We start from the raw sequence: 17,654 nt of genomic DNA, 5'->3' as shown, positions 1-17,654 counted from the left end.
CGACGCCGGGGCCGGGGCCGGCCCGTCGGGTCACGGGCGGACCGGCAGGTCCAGCACCTCGTCGACGTGGCGGCGGGGCGTCGGTGACCCCGGCTGGCCGTAGCCGATCCGCAGCACCATCTGCGGGGTGCCGAACCGGCCCAGCGAGAGCCGTAGCTGCTCCCGGGCCCCGGCCACCTCGATCGGCTGCGACAGCATCGACGCCGACAGCCCGGAGTCGGTGGCGGTGAGCAGCACCCGTTGCAGCGCCTGCCCGGCGACCACCTGGTCGACCGCCGTGTTGCCGGCGGAGCCCAGCACGGCGACCAGCGGCTCCGGCTCGAAGTCGCGGCCCGGGGCCCGGTCCAGCCCGCCGAAGCCGCGGGACGGCAGCAGGTCCTGCGGCTCGCCGCGCGGCCCACCGGCGGCCGCGGGCACCCCGTCCGGGGCCGCATCGGTACGCACCCAGTCGGCGCGTTCGGCCCGGTAGGCGGGGTCCCGTTCGAGCACCCGGTGGGCGCTGCGGGCGATCTCGGCGAAGGCGTTCACCGCGCTGACCCCGATCAGCAGCTCCAGCCAGCACTGCTCGGCCCGGGCCGCCTCGGCCAGCCGCCACCGGGCGTCGGCCGGCACCGGGTCCGGCCAGAACGGCGCCCGGTTGCTGAACCGGCGGGGGACGGCCGCGTACAGGCTCTGCTCGGCCGGGGTGGCCCGGCGGGGCACGTCGGGCACCAGCCGGGCCACCACGTCCGGCTCGGCCGGGTAGGGGCGCAGCCGCACCCGCGCCGGGGTGCCCGCCACGGCCAGCGCGAGCCGCAGGTTGAACAGGGCCGCCCCGCAGGCGATCCGGACGCCCCAGCCGCTCGGGTCGGTGGCCGGCAGCCGCCGGGACGCGTCGACGAGCACCTCGATGCCGCCGTCGCGCAGGCGGAACCGCCACGGTTGGGTGTTGTGCAGCGACGGCGCGCGTACCGCGTCGGTCACGGCGTTGCGCAGCTGCTCGACGGTGTAGGCGGTGTCCATCTTCGGCTCCTTCGGCCCGCGCCGGGTTCCTTCCCACCGTGCCGCGGCCGGCCACCGGCCGGACAGGGCCGGACGTCCCGTCCGTCCGGGCCCGAGCGCCCCCCGCCGCAGGTCAACGGGCTTGTGACCACCGCCCCGGGGTGCGGGCCGGCCCGGCGCGGCCAACCCCTCGGCCGGCCCGGCGCGGCCAACCCCTCGGCCGGCCCGGCGCGGCCAACCCCTCGGCCGGCCCGGCGCGGCCGGCCCGGCCCCGGTGCGACCACGCCGGTTCCGTCCGGGCGGTTGCCCGTCGGCTGACCGTTCGGCCGCAGGTCATGGCGGTTCGGGACCTTCGGCCCGTGCCGATCCGCCCCGCACCGGGTAGAAACGAGGAATGATCCGGGTGTTCCTCCTCGACGACCACGAGGTCGTCCGTCGTGGCCTTGCCGACCTGCTGACCAGCAGCGGTGACATCGAAGTGGTCGGCGAGTCCGGCTCCGCCCAGGAGGCGGCCCGGCGGATCCCGGCGCTGCGGCCGGACGTGGCCATCCTCGACGCCCGGCTGCCCGACGGCAACGGCATCGACGTGTGCCGGGACGTGCGGGCCATGGACTCCTCGATCAAGGGTCTGATCCTCACCTCGTACGAGGACGACGAGGCGCTGTTCGCCGCGATCATGGCCGGCGCGGCCGGCTACGTGCTCAAGCAGATCCGCGGCACCGACCTGGTCGACGCGGTGCGCCGGGTCGCGGCCGGGCAGTCGCTGCTCGACCCGGCGATCACCACCCGGGTGCTGGAGCGGATCCGCAGCGGCGTCGAGCAGCCCCGGGAGCTGAAGGACCTCACCGACCAGGAGCGGCGGATCCTGGAGTACGTGGCCGAAGGGCTCACCAACCGGGAGATCGCCGGCAAGATGTTCCTGGCCGAGAAGACTGTCAAGAACTACGTCTCCAGCGTGCTGGCCAAGCTGGGCCTGGAACGCCGCACCCAGGCCGCCGTCCTGGCCACCCGCCTCCTCGGCAAAACCTCCTGACCCACCCCTTACCCGCCCGCCGACCCCGGCGCGCACTTCCGGAGAACGAGTGGCCTCGTCGCGCCCGGAGGCCACTCGTTCTCTGTAGGAGCGCCCGATGAGGTCGGGGCCGGGGTAAGGGCGGGGAGGGTCAGTCGCGGAGGGGGACTGACCAGTGGAGTTCGGTGCCGTGGGGGGTGACGGGGCGCACCTCGAAGACGCCGCCGTGCCGTTCGGCGCGTTCGCGCAGGTTGACCAGTCCGCCCCGGGCGGCGGCCGGGTCGCAGCCCACCCCGTCGTCGGTGACGGTGACCGACACCTGCCCGGCGTCGACCCGGACCGCGACCGCCACCCGGTCGGCCTGGGCGTGGCGTACCGCGTTGGACAGCGCCTCGCGGAGCACGGCGGTGAGGTCCGGGCGGACCGCGTCCGGCACGGCGCTGTCGATCGGGCCGGCCAGCTCCAGGCTGGGCCGGTAGCCGAGCGACTCGGCGGCCACCTCCACCGCCTCCCGGATCTCGGTGCGCAACGCCGCGCTCATCGGTGTGCGCAGCTCGAAGATGGTGCGCCGGATGTCCTTGATGGTGGCGTCCAGGTCGTCGACCGCCGCGTTGATCCGCTTGGCGAGCTCCGGCTTCGCCGCCATCGGGGCGGCGCTCTGCAGTTGCAGGCCGGTGGCGAAGAGCCGCTGGATCACCACGTCGTGCAGGTCCCGGGCGATCCGCTCGCGGTCCTCCAGGACGACCAGCAGCTCCCGCTCCTCCTGTCCCCGGGCCCGTTCCATGGCCAGCGCCGCCTGCCCGGCGAAGCTGCCGAGCTGGGCCAGCATCTGGTCCTCGGTGCCCGGCGGCACGTGGTCGGGCCGGTGCGCGATCACCAGCACCCCGTGCAGGGTGTCCGCGGTGGCCAGCGGGGAGACCACCGCCGGCCCGGTGTGCAGCAGGGCCGGCCAGGGCGCGGCGTGCGCCAGGTCGTCGACCACGTCGTGCCGGCCCTCGGCGACGGCGGCGGCGAAGCTGGTCTCGGCGGCCGGCAAGGCCGTCCCGACCAGCGCCGCGGCCTGGTCGCCGGCCCCGTCCACGACCTCGACGGTGAACCGGCCGGCCTCGGGGTCGTAGAGCAGCACCAGCGCCAGCTCGGCCTCGGCCACCTCGCGGGCCCGGCGGGCCACCAGCGCCAGCGCGTCGGTGCGGCGCACCTCGCCGAGGAGCACCGAGGTGATCTCGGCGGTCGCGGCGAGCCAGCGTTCCCGCTGGTGGGCCAGGGCGTACAGGCGGGCGTTCTCGATCGCCACGCCGGCCGCGGCGGCCAGCGCGACCACGATCTCCTCGTCGTCCTCGGTGAACTCGGCGGCGCCCTGCTTCTCGGCCAGGTAGAGGTTGCCGAAGACCTGGTCGCGGATGCGCACCGGCACGCCGAGGAAGCTGTGCATCGGCGGGTGGTGCGGCGGGAAGCCGTACGACTTGGGGTGCCGGGTGATGTCGGGCATCCGCACCGGGCGAGGGTCGTCGATGAGCAGGCCGAGCACGCCCCGCCCGTGCGGCAGGTCACCGATCTTGGCGTGCAGCTCGGGGTCGATGCCGTAGGTGACGAAGTCGTGCAGCATCCGATCGGCGCCGATCACCCCCAGCGCGCCGTAGCGGGCGCCGGCCAGCTCGCACGCCGCCGCGACGATCCGTTGCAGGGTGCTGCGCAGATCCAGGTCGGTGCCGATGCCGACCACCGCGTCCAGCAGCGCCCGCAGCCGCTCGCGGCTGGTGACCACCTCGCCGACCCGGTCGAGCATCTCCTGCAACAGCTCGTCCAGGCGAACCCGGGACAGCGGGCTCAGGCCGAGCGACGGGGTCGCCGGGGGCTCCGGTCGAGGGTTCGGTGCGTTGGCGGCCATCGGCCGATCCTATCGGCCGGCCGGCCGCCGGCCCGAGGGCGTCAGCGCTGGCCGCGTACCGCCGAGGTGTCCACCACCTGCTCCACCGGGAGCCGCGGGGTGTGCGGCGGCCCGGCGTGCGCCGGGTCGGCGATCCCCAGGCGCAGCACGATGTACGGGTGGCCGAGCCCGGCCAGCAGTCCGCGCAGCGCCTGCCGGGTGCGCTCCACCTCCACCACCCCGCTCAGCGGGGTCACCGACACGCCCTGCCGGGTGGCGGTCAGCCACCCCGCGGAGAGCGCCTCGCCGGCGCGCAGCCAGCTGTCCCGCTCGTCCTCGTCGCCGTAGAGCAGCGCGTACACCGCCGCCCGGTCGTGGCCCGGCCCGATCGGCAGGCTGCCGGCGCGGCCGAAGTCGCGACCGGGCACAGTGGTCTGCGGCGCCTGCTCGGGCAGCACCTCCGGGGGCAGCCCGGTGCCGGTGCCGGCCCGGCTGGTCCAGTACTCCAGTTCCTCGCGCAGCAGCGGGTCCTCCGCCTCGACGGTGGCGGCGTGCCCGGCCGCCGCGGCCAACTCCATCACCTGGTCCCGGTCGAGGATCTGCAAGCGGCACCCCTCGGCGGCGACCGCCGAGGTGATCTGCCCCAGCGCGGCGGTGGACACCGGCTCGTCGCTGACCGGCCGCCGGTCGGTGTGCCGCACCTGCATGCACTGGACCATGTGCATCGCGTCCGGGTCGGCCCCGCTCTGGGAGAACCCGGTCAGCCGGGCCAGCAGGTCCACCTCGTCCGGGTCGGGCAGCCGCTCCACCATCGCCGTCCAGCCCTCGGCGGCCAGCGCCAGCCGCGCGTGGTGCAGCGCCGTGCCGCAGCTGATCGCCAGCAGCCGCCCCTCCGGGTCGGTCGCGGTGAGCCGGCGGTCGGGGACGGCGTACAGCTCCAGCGCGTCGGGCAGCACCCGCCACCGCCACGGCTGGGTGTTGTGCACCGACGGGGCGTGACCGGCCATGGCGGCCGCCTCCGCGAGCGCGGTGGTCAGCGGCCGGTCGCTCGCCGGCGTCTCCTGGCTCATCGTCACGACCCTTTCGTCTCTGCCCATCGTGCCGCACCCGGGTGGCGTCGGGGGTGGGGTTGCCGCTCCATCCTGCGACATCCGTCAGGCCACCGCACGGTACCCAGGTCCCGCCGTCGCCGGGTCGTTCGGCCCGCGTGCTGCTCGCCCGGCGGGGGTGGGGGTGCACCCGGACACTGCGGTCAGCGTTCGCGGACCACCGCGACCGGGCAGTGGGCGTGCTGGATGAGCTGCTGGCTGACCGAGCCGAGCAGCATCCCGCGCAGCCCGCCGCGGCCACGGCTGCCGACCACCACCAGCTGCGCGTTGCGGCTGGCCTCGACCAGCAGGGCGGCCGGCGCGGCGGCCGCCACCTCGACGGTCACCTGGACGTCGGGGAAGGCCGGCCGCCAGCGGGCCAGCGCCTCCTCCAGCTCGGCCCGGTCGGTCGCCGCCGCCTCCCGTTCCTCCGGGCCGGACGGCGACCGCTGGCCGGCGGGCGGGTGCGCGGCCCGCAGCACGTGCAGGGGCACCCGCCGGGCCGCCGCCTGCTCGACCGCGAAGCCGAGCGCCACCAGCGAGAACTCCGAGCCGTCCACGCCGACCGCGATGTGCCCGCCGCGCCGGCCCGGTTCGCCGCGGACCACCACCACCGGGCAGTGCGCGTGGCCGGCGACGGCCACCGCCGTCGACCCGGCGAGCAGCCCGGTGAAGCCGCCGTGCCCGCGGCTGCCGAGCACCAGCAGGCCGGCCCGCGCCGACCGTTCCTCCAGCACCAGCGCGGGTGGCCCGTCGAACACCTCGCCGTGCACGGTCACCCCGGGGCTCGTCGTGGCGGCGTCCGCCGTCGCCCTGCGCACCAGGTCCTCGACCTGCCGCCGGGCCGTCTCGTCCGGCCAGACGCCGGGGGCCACGCCGGGGCCGAGCCAGCCGGCCACGGTGAGCCACTCGTAGACGTACGCCAGCCGGACCGGGTGGCCGCTGCGGCCGGCCTCGTCCAGCGCCCACTCCAGCGCCCTGGCGGCCTCGGTGGAACCGTCGTAGCCGACCAGGATCTCCGTACCGCTCACCGGGTCCGCACCTCCGTCCCGCCGGCCCGGCCGCTGCCCGTGGCCACCGCCGCGCCCGGCGCGCTCACTGCCCGCCCCGCAGGCCCGGATCGGTCTCGCGGATCCAGCGCCACTCCGCCACCCGCGGGTCGTCCTCGCCGTAGCGGCGGGTGTAGTCCCGGCAGGACTGGCGGGCGTCGACCATCTCCTGGCGCAGGTGCGCGGCCCGGGCGGCCAGCCCCGGCACCCGGTCGATCACGTCGATGACCAGGTGGAACCGGTCGAGGTCGTTGAGCATCACCATGTCGAACGGCGTGGTGGTGGTGCCCTCCTCCTTGTAGCCGCGCACGTGCAGGTTGTCGTGGTTGGTGCGCCGGTAGGTGAGCCGGTGGATCAGCCACGGGTAGCCGTGGTAGGCGAAGATGACCGGCCGGTTCTGCGTGAAGATCGTGTCGAACTCCTTGTCGGACAGGCCGTGCGGGTGCTCCGAGGCCGGCTGGAGCCGCATCAGGTCCACCACGTTGACCACCCGCACCTTCAGCTCGGGCAGGTGCCGGTGCAGCAGGTCCGCGGCGGCCAGGGTCTCCAGCGTCGGTACGTCCCCGGCGCAGGCGAGCACCACGTCCGGTTCGCTGCCCTGGTCGGTGCTGGCCCAGTCCCAGATGCCGATGCCCCGCCGGGCGTGCTGGATCGCCTCGTCCATCGACAGCCAGTTCGGGGCGGGCTGCTTGCCGGCGACCACCACGTTGATGTAGTGCCGGCTGCGCAGGCAGTGGTCCATGGTCGAGAGCAGCGTGTTCCCGTCCGGCGGCAGGTAGACCCGCACCACCTCGGCCTTCTTGTTCATCACGTGGTCGATGAAGCCCGGGTCCTGGTGCGAGAAGCCGTTGTGGTCCTGCCGCCACACGTGACTGGAGAGCAGGTAGTTCAGCGAGGCCACCGGCTGCCGCCAGGGGATGCCGCGGGTCACCTTCAACCACTTGGCGTGCTGGTTGACCATCGAGTCGACGATGTGGATGAACGCCTCGTAACTGGTGAAGAGGCCGTGCCGGCCGGTCAGCAGGTAGCCCTCCAGCCAGCCCTGGCACAGGTGCTCGGAGAGCACCTCCATCACCCGGCCGTCGGGGGAGAGGTGGTCGTCGCCCGGCACCGTGCCGGCCAGCCAGACCCGGTCGGTGACCTCGAACGCGGCACCGAGCCGGTTCGAGGCGACCTCGTCCGGGGCGAAGAGCCGGAACGTCTCCGGGTTGGCCGCGATCACGTCCCGGATCCAGGGCCCCAGCGCGCCGGTGGCCCCGGCGACCGTCGCACCCGGCCGGGGTACGTCCACCGCGTAGTCGCGGAAGTCCGGCAGGTTCAGCTCGCGCAGCACCACCCCGCCGTTGGTGACCGGGTTGGCGCTCATCCGCCGGTCGCCCCCGGGCGGCAGGTCGAGCAGCTCGGCGACCGGGGCGCCGGTGGCGTCGAAGAGCTCCTCCGGCCGGTAGCTGCGTAGCCAGCGCTCCAGCTCGGCCAGGTGGTCCGGGTTCTTGCGTACCTCGGACAGCGGCACCTGGTGCGAACGGTAGGTGCCCTCGACCTGCTTGCCGTCCACGTCGCGCGGCCCGGTCCAGCCTTTCGGCGTCCGCAGGATGATCATCGGCCAGCGCGGGCGCTCGACGGCGCCACCGGAGCGGGCCGCCCGCTGGATCGCGGCGATCTCGTCCAGCGCCCGGTCCAGGGTCGCGGCGAGCGCCTGGTGCACCTGCGCCGGCTCGTCGCCGGCCACCACGTACGGCTGGTAGCCGAAGCCGCGCATCATCTCCAGCAGGTCGTCGGCCGGGATCCGGTCCAGCACCGTCGGGTTGGCGATCTTGTAGCCGTTCAGGTGCAGGATCGGCAGCACCGCACCGTCGCGGGCCGGGTTGAGGAAGACGTTGGAGAGCCAACTGCCGGCCAGCGGGCCGGTCTCCGCCTCGCCGTCACCGATCACGCAGGCCACCAGCAGGTCCGGATGGTCGAACGCGGCGCCGTAGGCGTGGCTCAGCGCGTACCCCAGCTCGCCGCCCTCGTGGATCGAACCCGGCACCTCCGCCGCCACGTGGCTGGGGATGCCGCCGGGGAAGGAGAACTGGCGGAACAGCCGCGCCATGCCGGCCTCGTCGCGGCCGGTGCCGTGGTACTTCTCGCTCCAGGTGCCCTCCAGCCAGGTGTTCGCCACGATCGCCGGCCCGCCGTGGCCGGGCCCGGTGATGAACATGGCCGACAGGTCACGGTTGACGATCACCCGGTTCAGGTGGGCGTAGAGCAGGTTCAACCCCGGCGACGTGCCCCAGTGGCCCAGCAGCCGCGGCTTGACGTGCTCCGGCGTCAGCGGTTCGCGCAGCAGCGGATTGTCCAGCAGGTAGATCTGCCCGACGGTGAGGTAGTTCGCCGCCCGCCAGTAGGCGTCCAGCCGGCGCAGCTCGTCTTCGGTCAGGGGGCCGTGCAGGTCGAGAGCGGTGTCCATACTGCCTGAGCCTCTCGCGGGTAGGGGAATCCTGCATCTTCACAGCGCGGATCCATCCGGGCCGATCCCAGCTTCGCCGACCGTGCCGGTACGGCTCAGGGCCGTTGGTCCCGCGCCGGCCGGGCGCTAGGCCCCACCCGTCGGGATCCCGGTCAACCCCCGGATCACGATCACCGGCGCCGGTGAGTGGTAGAGCAACGACTGGCTCACCGCGCCGAGCATGCCCCGCGCCGGCTCGTCGCCCCGGGCCGCGACCACGGCCAGCTGGGCCGAGCGCGACTGGTCGACCAGGACGTTGCCCGGGTCGCCACGGATCGCGTGGCACTCGGTGGGCAGGTCCGGGCGGCGGCCCGCGTACCGGGCCACCACCGCTTCGAGCTGGCCGGTGGCGTCCTCGATGGTCTCGTCCGGCTCGACCACCCGTACCGCCAGCAGGCGCGCCTCCCGCCGGGCGGCGCAGTCGACCGCCCACTCCAGCGCGGCCTCGGAGCTGGCGGTGCCGTCCACGCCGACCAGCACCGGGCCCTGTGGCGGCGGCTCCCGGCGGGCCACCAGCACGGGGCAGCCGGCCCGCGCGGCCAACTGCACGGCCGGCGCTTCGGCCGGTACGCAGTCCGCGCAGGCCGCCATGCCGCCGTCGCCCACCACGGCCAGGAACGCCGAGTCCGACCGGCGGACCAGCACGGCCACCGCCGGCCCCTCCACGATCTCCTCGTGCACCGGTAGGTCCGGCGCGACCTCGGCGGCGATCCGGTGTGCCTCGGTGAGCAGTTCCTCGGCGTGGACACGGGGCTGGGCGATCGTCGGCGCCTCGAAGGCGGCGGTCCAGTTGAACGCGTGCAGCAGGTGCAGTTGCCGCTCGTGCGCGGCGGCCTCCTGCGCGGCCAGCCGGACCGCGGGGTAGTTGCGCTCCGAGCCGACACCGACCAGCACCGCTGCGTCGGCGGCTGCGGCCATCCGGCATCACCTCCGCAGGCGTCGCGCCCGGCACGACTGGCTCCCACCCGAGGTTAGTCCCGACCGTACGGGCTCGGGGCGGTATCGCCGGCTCCGGGTCCGGCTCCGGCGGGGGCGTTCCGGGCTGCCCGGTCTCCTCGGGCTGCTTCCAGCGACCGGCTTGATCCCTGGGCCGGGGTCGGCTTGGGGTGCGTGGATGTTGCGGTTGCGGGTGTGGGCGCCGTGACCCGGCGGTCTGGCTTGCTCCCTGGGCCGCGGTCGGCTCGGGGTGCAGGCTGTTGCGGTGTGGCCGGCCGGGACCGGCTTCGGGCGTCAGGCTTGGTTCCTGGCCGGGGTTCGTCTTGCGGTGGGTGGGTGGTTGCGGTTGGGGGTGTGGCCCGCCGTGACCGGCTCCGGGCGGTCAGGCTTGATCCCTGCGCCGGTCACGGCGGGCCACACCCCCGTCGTGGTCCAGGCCGCCCGTGTCGGCGCGGCGGGCCTGTTCTGGTCGCTCGGTCCCGGTTCGTGGTCGGGGTCGCCCCGTGTCGGGGATATTCCGCGCACGGGGCTTGTCGGGTGTGCCGCGGGGTTGGCGCTGTTTCGCCGATGTGGCGGTATCGACCCGGGCGGCCTGCGCCGTTTCGCCGATGTGGCGGTGTCAACTGGGTCGGGATGGCCCCATATCGGCGACATGGAGTCGATCTTCCCGGCGATTGAGGGCCGGCCGTATGAGCCGCCGTGCCGCCTGGGGGGTTTGTCGGGTTCGTGGGTGTGACCGGCGGCATCCAGGTGGCGGAATCGGGCCCGGGTCGGGGGCGTTATACCTCGCGAACGATCGAGCAAGGGCTCGCTGGTATGGCCGGCGAGAGGGTCCCGGGCCTGGCGGAATGATGGCGGGCGGCCGGTCGTTACATCTCCCTGACGATCGCAGGACCGGTCCCGCCGGCACCCGCCGGTTGAGGGTCGTGGCCCCGGAATGACGGCGGCCCGGTGGTCGTTGCATCCCCCCGAACGATCGCCGCACCGGTCCCCACCGGCGCACGCCGGTGAGGGTTGAGGGCCCCGGAATGATGGTGGCCTGGTGGTCGTTACATACAGTCCGGCACCGCGAAGGACACCGTCTCGCAGGTCTGCCGGGCATCCCGGTACCAGGGCATCCCCCGCCCGCGCGTGCCGGATCCCCCGAAGTCTTTCTGAGCGCCCTGGTGGTGCTTGCGCCCCTGTGCCCGTTCCCCCTTTGGGCTGGTGGCGTTGACCCCCGAAGGAGCTTTTGTGATGAACACGATCATGCGTAAGAGCGTTCTGGGTATCGCTGGTCTGGCGTTCGCCGGTGGCGTCGTCGCCGGCCCCACCGCCGCCCACGCTGCTCCGGTTGAGGCGGTCAAGCCGGTCGCCGTGACCGTGCAGGCCGACAAGCCGGACAAGGCGAAGCTGATCCCGCATGGTGTGCAGGGTGAGCAGTCGCGCATCGAGCTGAACGATGAGCAGACCGCGAATGTGAAGGCGATCATCGCGGCGACGAAGAAGTCCGGCATGGACGAGCGGGCCGCCGTGGTGGCCATCGGCACCGCGTTGCAGGAGTCGAAGCTGGAGAACCTGGGTCACCTGGGTGACCGCAACGACCACGACTCGCAGGGCCTGTTCCAGCAGCGCCCGTCCTCGGGTTGGGGCACGGTCGAGCAGATCACCGACCCCGAGTACTCCACCATGGCGTTCCTCAAGGGCCTCAAGCAGGTCGACGGCTGGCAGGACATGCCCCTGACCGTCGCCGCCCAGACGGTGCAGGTGTCGGCCTACCCCGACCACTACGCCCAGTGGGAACAGCAGGCCGCCGACCTCGTCGCCGAGCACTGGAACAACTGACAACCGAACATGAAGGACCGACCGCTGGCCGGCACCGGAACGGGTGCCGGCCAGCGGCGTTTCCGCGTCCGGTTCCGGGCGCGGTAGCCCTTGCCCGGCACACGCCGGTGGGGGGTGAGGGCGCCGCTACACCCGCCTGGCAGGGGTGGGCAGACGTGTCGATCGGGTCGGTGCCGTCAGCGCGTCGGGGCGTGGACGCGGAGGACGGCCGCGGCGTTGTCGTCGCCGCCGGCGGCCAGCGTGGCGTCCAGCAGCGCGCGGACGGCGTCGGCCGGTTGGCGGGTCGACAGAAGGTCCCGCAGCCGGTGGTAGTCGACCTGGTCGCTGACCCCGTCGGTGCAGAGCAGCAGGGTGTCGCCGGGGCGCAGCGTGACGGCGAGCAGGTCCGCCTCGGGTCCGTCCGGGTGGCCGGCGTACCGGGTGAGCTGGTAGCGGGCCCGGGCGGCGGCGGGGGAGTCGGCCGGGTACCAGCCGTGCACGACGCCGAGCCAGGCCACCGTGTGGTCCACGGTGAGCAGTTCCAGCAGGCCGCCGCGGAGTCGGTAGGCGCGCGAGTCGCCCAGTTGGGCCAGCCAGCCCTGGCCGCCGTCCGGCTCCACGAGCAGGGCGGTGAGCGTACAGCCGGTCAGCTCGGGACGGCCCGCGCCGGCGGCGCGTACGGCTGCCTGCGCCCGGGCCACCGCGGCGCGCAACGGGCGGGGGCCGGTCGCCGGCCACCCGGCCCGGACCTGCTCGACCAGCGTGCCCATCGCCGGCCGGCCCGCCGGCTGCCCTCGCCGTCGCCCATCCCGTCGGCCACCGCCGCGAACGGCAACGCCGGGTCGACGTGCAACACGTCGTAGTTCGCCCGGTAGCGGTTGCCGACGACGCTGCCGCCGGTGAGTTCCAGCGTGAACCCGCCGGCCGACCAGCGGTGCGTCCCGGTGGGAGGAGGGTCGCCGACCACGGTGCTCACCGGCGGACGGGAAGGGCTGCGGCGGACACGCGCGGACCGTAGCACCGGCCGAGGGCGGCTCGCGTGTCAACAAGGGTTGACAACTCCGCCTGTGTCAACGTAAGTTGACGGCATGAGTCAGGCGACGGAACTCGCGGCGGCCGCGGGCAGCACCGACCCCCGGGTCGGCCTGCGCGCCGTCCGCGCGCTGCGCCGGCTGCTCGAGCGGCTCGAGGTGGTCCAGGTGGACAACGCCCGTCGACAGGGCTGGTCCTGGCAGGAGATCGCCGACGCGCTCGAGGTCAGCCGGCAGGCGGTCCACAAGAAGCACGCCGGTCGACCGGCGGTCGGACAATCCTGGGAGGCGTGATGTTCGAGCGGTTCACCGACCGCGCCCGCACCGTGGTGCGGCAGGCCCGCGAGGAGGCCCGCAGCGAGGGCCAGCGGCCGGTCGGCACCGAGCACCTGCTCCTTGCACTGCTCGCCGACGGCGACAGCCTCGCCGCGCGGGTGCTCGCCGAGGCCGGCGTCCGCGGCGACGACCTGCGGGAGCGGATCCACCGGCACACCGCGCACGGGGCCACCGGCCTCGCCGACGCCGATGCCGCGGCGCTGCGGGAGATCGGCATCGACCTGGCCGCCATCGTGGCCCGGATCGAGGAGTCGTTCGGCCCGGACGCGCTCCGCGAGGCGGCGCCGGCCCCGCGCCGCTGGTGGCGCCGGCGGTACGCGGGCGGCCCGTTCTCGCCCCGCGCCAAGAAGGTGCTGGAGCTGTCCCTGCGCGAGGCGATCCGGCTGCGGCACAACCACATCGGCACCGAGCACATCCTGCTCGGGCTGCTGCGCGAGGGGCACGGGCTGGCCGCGCTGGTGCTCACCGAGGCCGGGCTCGACCTCGCCGACCTGCGCCGCCGGGTGGAGGTCGCGCTCCGTACCGCGGCCTGACCCGCCGCTCGGCCGAGCCGCGGCCCGCCGGTCGGCGGGCCGCGCCGGCAAACCTGTCTGTGGCACTGCCAACGGGCGGTCGCCGTGGGCTCGCTGAACGCCCCCCGGTGCTGCACACTGACGCCGTGGATGCTGGACAGGAGAGCCGACCGGCGGGCGCCGGCGGGCCGCGCTCCGCCGTGGTGGTCAACCCGGTCAAGGTGGCCGACCTCGACGAGCTGCGGAGCACCGTCAACGACGCGCTCGCCGCGGCCGGCTGGCCGGAGCCGCTGTGGTACGAGACCACCGTCGAGGACCCGGGCCGGGGCCAGACCGAGCAGGCGGTCAAGGCCGGTGTCGAGGTGGTCTTCGCCTGCGGCGGCGACGGCACCGTGATGTCCTGCGTCCGCGGGCTGGTCGGCACCGACGTGGCGCTGGCGGTGCTGCCCCAGGGCACCGGCAACCTGCTCGCCGCCAACCTCGGCCTCTCCACCGACCTGGCCGCCGGCATCGAGGTGGCCGTCGAGCGCGGCCGGCGGCTGCTCGACGTCGGCGCGGTCGAGGACCACTACTTCACCGTGATGGCGGGGATGGGCTTCGACGCCCAGATGCTCGCCGCGACCAGCGAGACCACCAAGGCGCGGATCGGCTGGCCGGCGTACGTGGTGGGGGCCGCCCGGCACCTGCGGGACCGGCCGATGCGGGTCTCGATCAGCCTCGACGACCAGCCGCCGCTGCGCCGGCGGGCCCGGTCGGTGCTGGTCGCCAACGTCGGCCGGCTCCAGGGCGGGCTGACCCTGCTGACCGAGGCCGAGCCGGACGACGGCTACCTCGACGTCGCCGTGCTCACCCCGCGTACCCTGCGGCACTGGCTCGCGCTCGGCTGGGCCGTGCTGCGCCGGCAGGACCGGGTACCCCGGATGGAGGTCTTCCGCTGCCGGCGGGTGGAGATCACCAGCAACCGGGCCCAGCCCCGGGAACTCGACGGCGACCTGATCGCCCCCGGCCGCACGCTGAAGGCGGAGATCCGCCGCCGGGCGCTCTGGCTGTGCGTACCGCAGCCGGAGCGGGCACGCGACCTGACGGTGGACGTCGACGCCGCGGCCGAGCGGGGCGAGCAGCTCATCGAGGAGGCCCGCCGTGAGTAGCACCCGGATGGTGCCGGAGACCCGGCTGATGGCCGACGAGGAGCTCTCCGCCGACGACGCCTGGCACACCCTGCGCCGGGAGGGTGGCTGGCACCTGCTGCGGGACGCCTTCATCCGGTTCCGCTACGGCGACGGGTTCAGCCACTCGCGCGCCTTCGCGCTGCAACTCTGCCTCGCCGTGGTGCCGTTCATGATCGCTTTGACCGGCCTGATCAGCGAACTCGGCGTGGAGGAGGGCGGGCAGGTCGTCGCGGACACCGTCCTGGCGCTCACCCCGGGCGCCAGCGAGCCGATGGTGGCCGAACTGCTGGGCGAGCGGGAGAGCACCGAACGCGCCGGTGAGCTGGCGCTCAGCCTCGGTCTGCTGACCGGCCTGGTGGCGCTGACCAGCACCATGGCCCAGATCGAGCGGGGCGCCAACCGGATCTACGGCGTGGAGCGGGACCGCCCGGCGCTGTGGAAGTACGTGCGCGCCGCCGTCCTCGCGCTGACCGCCGGCGTGCCGGCGCTCACCGGCTTCCTGATCCTGGTCGGCGGCGGTCCGATGGGCGACTCCGTGCAGCGGCACTACGAGTGGGGCGAGTTCGTCCACGGCTTCTGGGACGTGATCCGCTGGCCGCTGAGCCTCGGCCTGACCGTGCTGGCCGTCGCCGTGCTGTTCCGGCACGCGCCCCGGCGCAAGCAGCCGGGACTGTCCTGGCTGATCTTCGGCGCCGCCATCGCCACCGCGCTGTGGTGGCTGGCCAGCCTGCTGCTCGCCGCCTACGTGGCGTACAGCGACGGGTTCGGCCAGACGTACGGCGCGCTGACCGGGATGATGGCCCTGCTGCTCTGGGCCAACCTCACCGGGATGGCGCTCTTCGGCGGGCTGGCCTTCGCCGCCCAGCTCGAGGCGGTGCGGATCGGGGTGCAGGAGCCGGCCCAGCCCGACCTGTGGGAGCCCGAGTCCGAGCGGGACGAGGTCTTCGACACCGGCGAGATGACCTCGCTCTAGCGGGCCCCGGCCCGGCCCGGTGTACGAGAATCGCCGATCGGGTACAAGCGGCACGCCGAAGGCGAAAGGGAGGCTGCCGTGACCACGGTCCGAGAGGCGTTGCGACGACCCCTGGGTCATTTCACCGAACGCACCCTCGCCGGCCTGGCGCTGGTGCTCGGGGCCGGGGTCGGCTTCGGGATCCTGCTGGTCCTGGTCCGGGTGCGGTGGACGCCGCTCTACGACGTCGACCACGGCGTGGCCGCCTGGCTCAACGACCTGGTCGCCCCGCACGGGCCGCTGGTCACCGTGCTCAACGCGCTCACCGACCTCGGTGGCCGGGCGGTCATCATCTGGCTGGTGTCGGTCGCCGTGATCGGCCTGCTGATCCGCCGGCAGGGCCGGCTCGCGGTCTTCCTGATCGTCACCGGCCTCGGCGCGCTGATCCTCGACCCGGCGCTGAAGACGCTGGTCGACCGGCTGCGCCCCGAGGTGGAGGTGCCGATCGGCAGCTACGCCGGGGACAGCTTCCCCAGCGGGCACGCGCTCGGCTCGATGGTCGCCTACGGGGCGCTGCTGCTGGTCTTCCTGCCCGCCATGTCGCGCCGCTGGCGCAAGCCGGCGATCGCCCTGGTCGCCGCCGTGGTGATCCTGATCGGCCTGACCCGGATCGCGCTCGGCGTGCACTTCGTCTCCGACGTGCTGGGCGCCTGGCTGCTCGGCGCCGCCTGGCTCGGCGTCACCGCGTACGCCTTCCGGTTGTGGCGGCTGGAGCGCGGCCGGCCGGTGCCGCCGATCACCGAGGGGCTGGAGCCGGAGGCCGCGCACGACGTGGCCCCCGCCCCGGACGAGGCGCACCTGCTGCCGCACCCCCGGGCCGCCGTGTTCGAGCTGATCGTCGGCTGGGTGCTGGTGCTCGGCGCCCTCTACGGCTTCGGCATGTTCGTCAGCTACCACGCCGGCGGGACCTTCTTCGCCACCCTGGACACCGACGTGCCGCGGTGGTTCGCCGAGCACCGCACGCCGGGCCGGGACGACGTCAGCTGGTGGTGGAGCAAGGCCGGCGACACCCACGCCATCCTGCTCATCTCGCTGGTCTTCTGCCCGCTGGTGCTGGCCGTGTGGCGGCGCTGGCGACCGGTGCTGTTCGTGGCGCTGACCATGTTCGGCGAGCTGAGCCTCTTCCTCGCCGCGGCCGCCGCGGTGGACCGGCCGCGCCCGCCGGTGGGGAACCTGGACGGGCCGATGCCCACCTCGTCCTTCCCGTCCGGGCACATCGCGGCCACGCTCTGCGTCTGGATCGCGATCACGCTGATCGTCTTCCCGCGTACCGACCGCTGGTGGCGGTGGATCTTCGTGGCGCTGGCGGTGGTCATGCCGGTCGGGGTGGCGGTCTCCCGGATGTACCGGGGCATGCACCACCCGACCGACTTCATGGGCGCGATCATGCTCACCACACTCTGGATCGGGCTGCTGTACTGGGTCGTCCGGCCGAACGAGGACCTGCGCGAGGGCAACCGGCCGAGCATCGAGTCCGAGGACGTGCGCACCCTCGACGACGAGCTGGCCAAGGCCGCCCGGGTGGAGTGAGCGGCCCGTGCTGCGGGTGATGACCTGGAACATCCGCACCGGCGGCCGGGACCGGGGCGGCCCCGACCGGCGGGACCAGGTGTCGCGGGTGGTCGCCGGGCAGCGGCCGGACGTCCTCGCGGTGCAGGAGCTGCGCGGTTTCGACGGCGGGGCGCTGGCCGGGTTCGCCGCCCGGCTCGGGATGCGCGGCCACCTGGCCCGCTCCTGCTTCGGGCAGCCGGTCGCGGTGCTGGTCCGCCCGCCGTGGCGGGTGGTGGGCGCCGGTCCGCTGCGCCGGCCGTTCCACCACGCCGCCCAGCGGGTGGTGCTGGCCACCGGAGCCGGCCCGCTCACCGTGCTGAGCACCCACCTGCATCCGTACTCGGGCACCCGGCGGCTGGTCGAGGCGGGCTGGGCGGCGACCGCGCTGCGCCGGGCGCCGGGCGAGCTGGCACTGCTGGCCGGCGACCTGAACACCCTCGACCCGGTCACCGACCACACCGACCGGCTCGCCCGGCTCGCCCCGCCGTACCGCCGCCGGCACCTGCGCCGGGACGGGCGGACGGTGGACAGTCGGGCGGTGGCCCGGCTGCTGGAAGCGGGTCTGGTCGACCTGTACCCGGCCGGGACGCCGGACGAGGGGCTGACCGTGCCCACCCGGCACGGCGGCGGCGAGTTCTCCGGGATGCGGCTGGACTACCTGCTCGGCACGCCGGCGCTGGCCGCCCGGGTGCGGGACTGCCGGGTGCTCCGCGGCGGCGAGACGGAGTACGCCTCCGACCACTACCCGCTCGTCGCCGAGGTGGACCTGACCCCGGGCTGACCGGTCCGCGAAATCGACCGCGCGGGCGTGCAACCCTT

At 74.4% G+C, this 17,654-nt stretch carries 15 protein-coding genes; 8 read left to right on the top strand and 7 right to left on the bottom strand.

Annotation, left to right across the window (positions count from 1 at the left end; all coding sequences use genetic code 11):
* Positions 1-30: 30 nt before the first annotated feature.
* Positions 31-1,002, bottom strand: coding sequence for an Acg family FMN-binding oxidoreductase (locus tag SM577_RS29625; protein ID WP_474581629.1), 972 nt, complete (start codon positions 1,000-1,002; stop codon positions 31-33).
* Between the two features lie 373 nt (positions 1,003-1,375).
* Between SM577_RS29625 and SM577_RS29620 the strand changes: the two genes are divergently transcribed.
* Complete coding sequence (locus SM577_RS29620; RefSeq protein WP_474588524.1) at positions 1,376-2,014, top strand: response regulator; 639 nt, start codon at positions 1,376-1,378, stop codon at positions 2,012-2,014.
* A 130-nt stretch (positions 2,015-2,144) separates the two neighbouring features.
* On the opposite strand, the gene SM577_RS29615 is transcribed toward SM577_RS29620, so the two are convergent.
* The 5 genes from SM577_RS29615 to SM577_RS29595 form a co-directional block, all read right to left on the bottom strand.
* Entirely contained in the window at positions 2,145-3,881 is a 1,737-nt protein-coding gene (locus SM577_RS29615) for a sensor histidine kinase (protein ID WP_474588523.1), read from the bottom strand.
* 41 nt (positions 3,882-3,922) lie between these two features.
* Positions 3,923-4,930: an Acg family FMN-binding oxidoreductase gene (locus SM577_RS29610; RefSeq protein WP_302917462.1), complete on the bottom strand. Its 1,008-nt coding sequence runs from the start codon at positions 4,928-4,930 to the stop codon at positions 3,923-3,925.
* Positions 4,931-5,112: 182 nt separating this feature from the next.
* Positions 5,113-5,979 carry a universal stress protein gene (locus tag SM577_RS29605; RefSeq protein WP_302917461.1) on the bottom strand — a complete coding sequence of 289 codons (867 nt, stop codon included), beginning with the start codon at positions 5,977-5,979 and terminating at the stop codon, positions 5,113-5,115.
* Positions 5,980-6,043: 64 nt separating this feature from the next.
* Positions 6,044-8,446 carry a phosphoketolase family protein gene (locus tag SM577_RS29600; RefSeq protein WP_302917460.1) on the bottom strand — a complete coding sequence of 801 codons (2,403 nt, stop codon included), beginning with the start codon at positions 8,444-8,446 and terminating at the stop codon, positions 6,044-6,046.
* 126 nt (positions 8,447-8,572) lie between these two features.
* Positions 8,573-9,403, bottom strand: a complete 831-nt coding sequence (locus SM577_RS29595; protein ID WP_474581626.1) for a universal stress protein — start codon at positions 9,401-9,403, stop codon at positions 8,573-8,575.
* A gap of 1,254 nt (positions 9,404-10,657) precedes the next feature.
* On the opposite strand from SM577_RS29595, the gene SM577_RS29590 reads away from it, so the two are divergent.
* Positions 10,658-11,245 (top strand): hypothetical protein, encoded by a 588-nt coding sequence (locus SM577_RS29590; RefSeq protein ID WP_474588522.1) that lies wholly within the window; start codon positions 10,658-10,660, stop codon positions 11,243-11,245.
* A gap of 176 nt (positions 11,246-11,421) precedes the next feature.
* Here the strand turns inward: SM577_RS29590 and SM577_RS29585 are convergent, their stop codons facing one another.
* Positions 11,422-11,994: a PP2C family protein-serine/threonine phosphatase gene (locus SM577_RS29585; RefSeq protein ID WP_474588521.1), complete on the bottom strand. Its 573-nt coding sequence runs from the start codon at positions 11,992-11,994 to the stop codon at positions 11,422-11,424.
* Between the two features lie 318 nt (positions 11,995-12,312).
* Here SM577_RS29585 and SM577_RS29580 point away from each other — a divergent pair, with 318 nt between their 5' ends.
* The 6 genes from SM577_RS29580 to SM577_RS29555 all read left to right on the top strand — a co-directional run bounded on the left by SM577_RS29580 (position 12,313) and on the right by SM577_RS29555 (position 17,616).
* Positions 12,313-12,549 carry an HTH domain-containing protein gene (locus tag SM577_RS29580; RefSeq protein ID WP_088995221.1) on the top strand — a complete coding sequence of 79 codons (237 nt, stop codon included), beginning with the start codon at positions 12,313-12,315 and terminating at the stop codon, positions 12,547-12,549.
* Entirely contained in the window at positions 12,549-13,124 is a 576-nt protein-coding gene (locus tag SM577_RS29575) for a Clp protease N-terminal domain-containing protein (protein WP_302917456.1), read from the top strand. The genes SM577_RS29580 and SM577_RS29575 overlap by 1 nt, the downstream gene beginning before the upstream one ends.
* A 125-nt stretch (positions 13,125-13,249) precedes the next feature.
* A complete protein-coding gene (locus tag SM577_RS29570; RefSeq protein WP_302917455.1) occupies positions 13,250-14,251 on the top strand; it encodes a diacylglycerol/lipid kinase family protein in 1,002 nt (333 codons plus the stop codon).
* Positions 14,244-15,245 (top strand): YihY/virulence factor BrkB family protein, encoded by a 1,002-nt coding sequence (locus SM577_RS29565; protein ID WP_302917454.1) that lies wholly within the window; start codon positions 14,244-14,246, stop codon positions 15,243-15,245. The genes SM577_RS29570 and SM577_RS29565 overlap by 8 nt, the downstream gene beginning before the upstream one ends.
* Before the next feature lie 78 nt (positions 15,246-15,323).
* The gene (locus tag SM577_RS29560) at positions 15,324-16,814 is read left to right on the top strand and encodes a phosphatase PAP2 family protein (RefSeq protein WP_474588520.1); all 1,491 of its coding nucleotides are present in this window, start codon (positions 15,324-15,326) and stop codon (positions 16,812-16,814) included.
* A 7-nt stretch (positions 16,815-16,821) separates the two neighbouring features.
* Positions 16,822-17,616 carry an endonuclease/exonuclease/phosphatase family protein gene (locus tag SM577_RS29555; protein ID WP_474588519.1) on the top strand — a complete coding sequence of 265 codons (795 nt, stop codon included), beginning with the start codon at positions 16,822-16,824 and terminating at the stop codon, positions 17,614-17,616.
* Positions 17,617-17,654 lie beyond the last annotated feature (38 nt).

Source organism: Micromonospora desertarenae (assembly GCF_056150265.1).
This window is presented reverse-complemented; position numbering and strand designations above follow the sequence as displayed.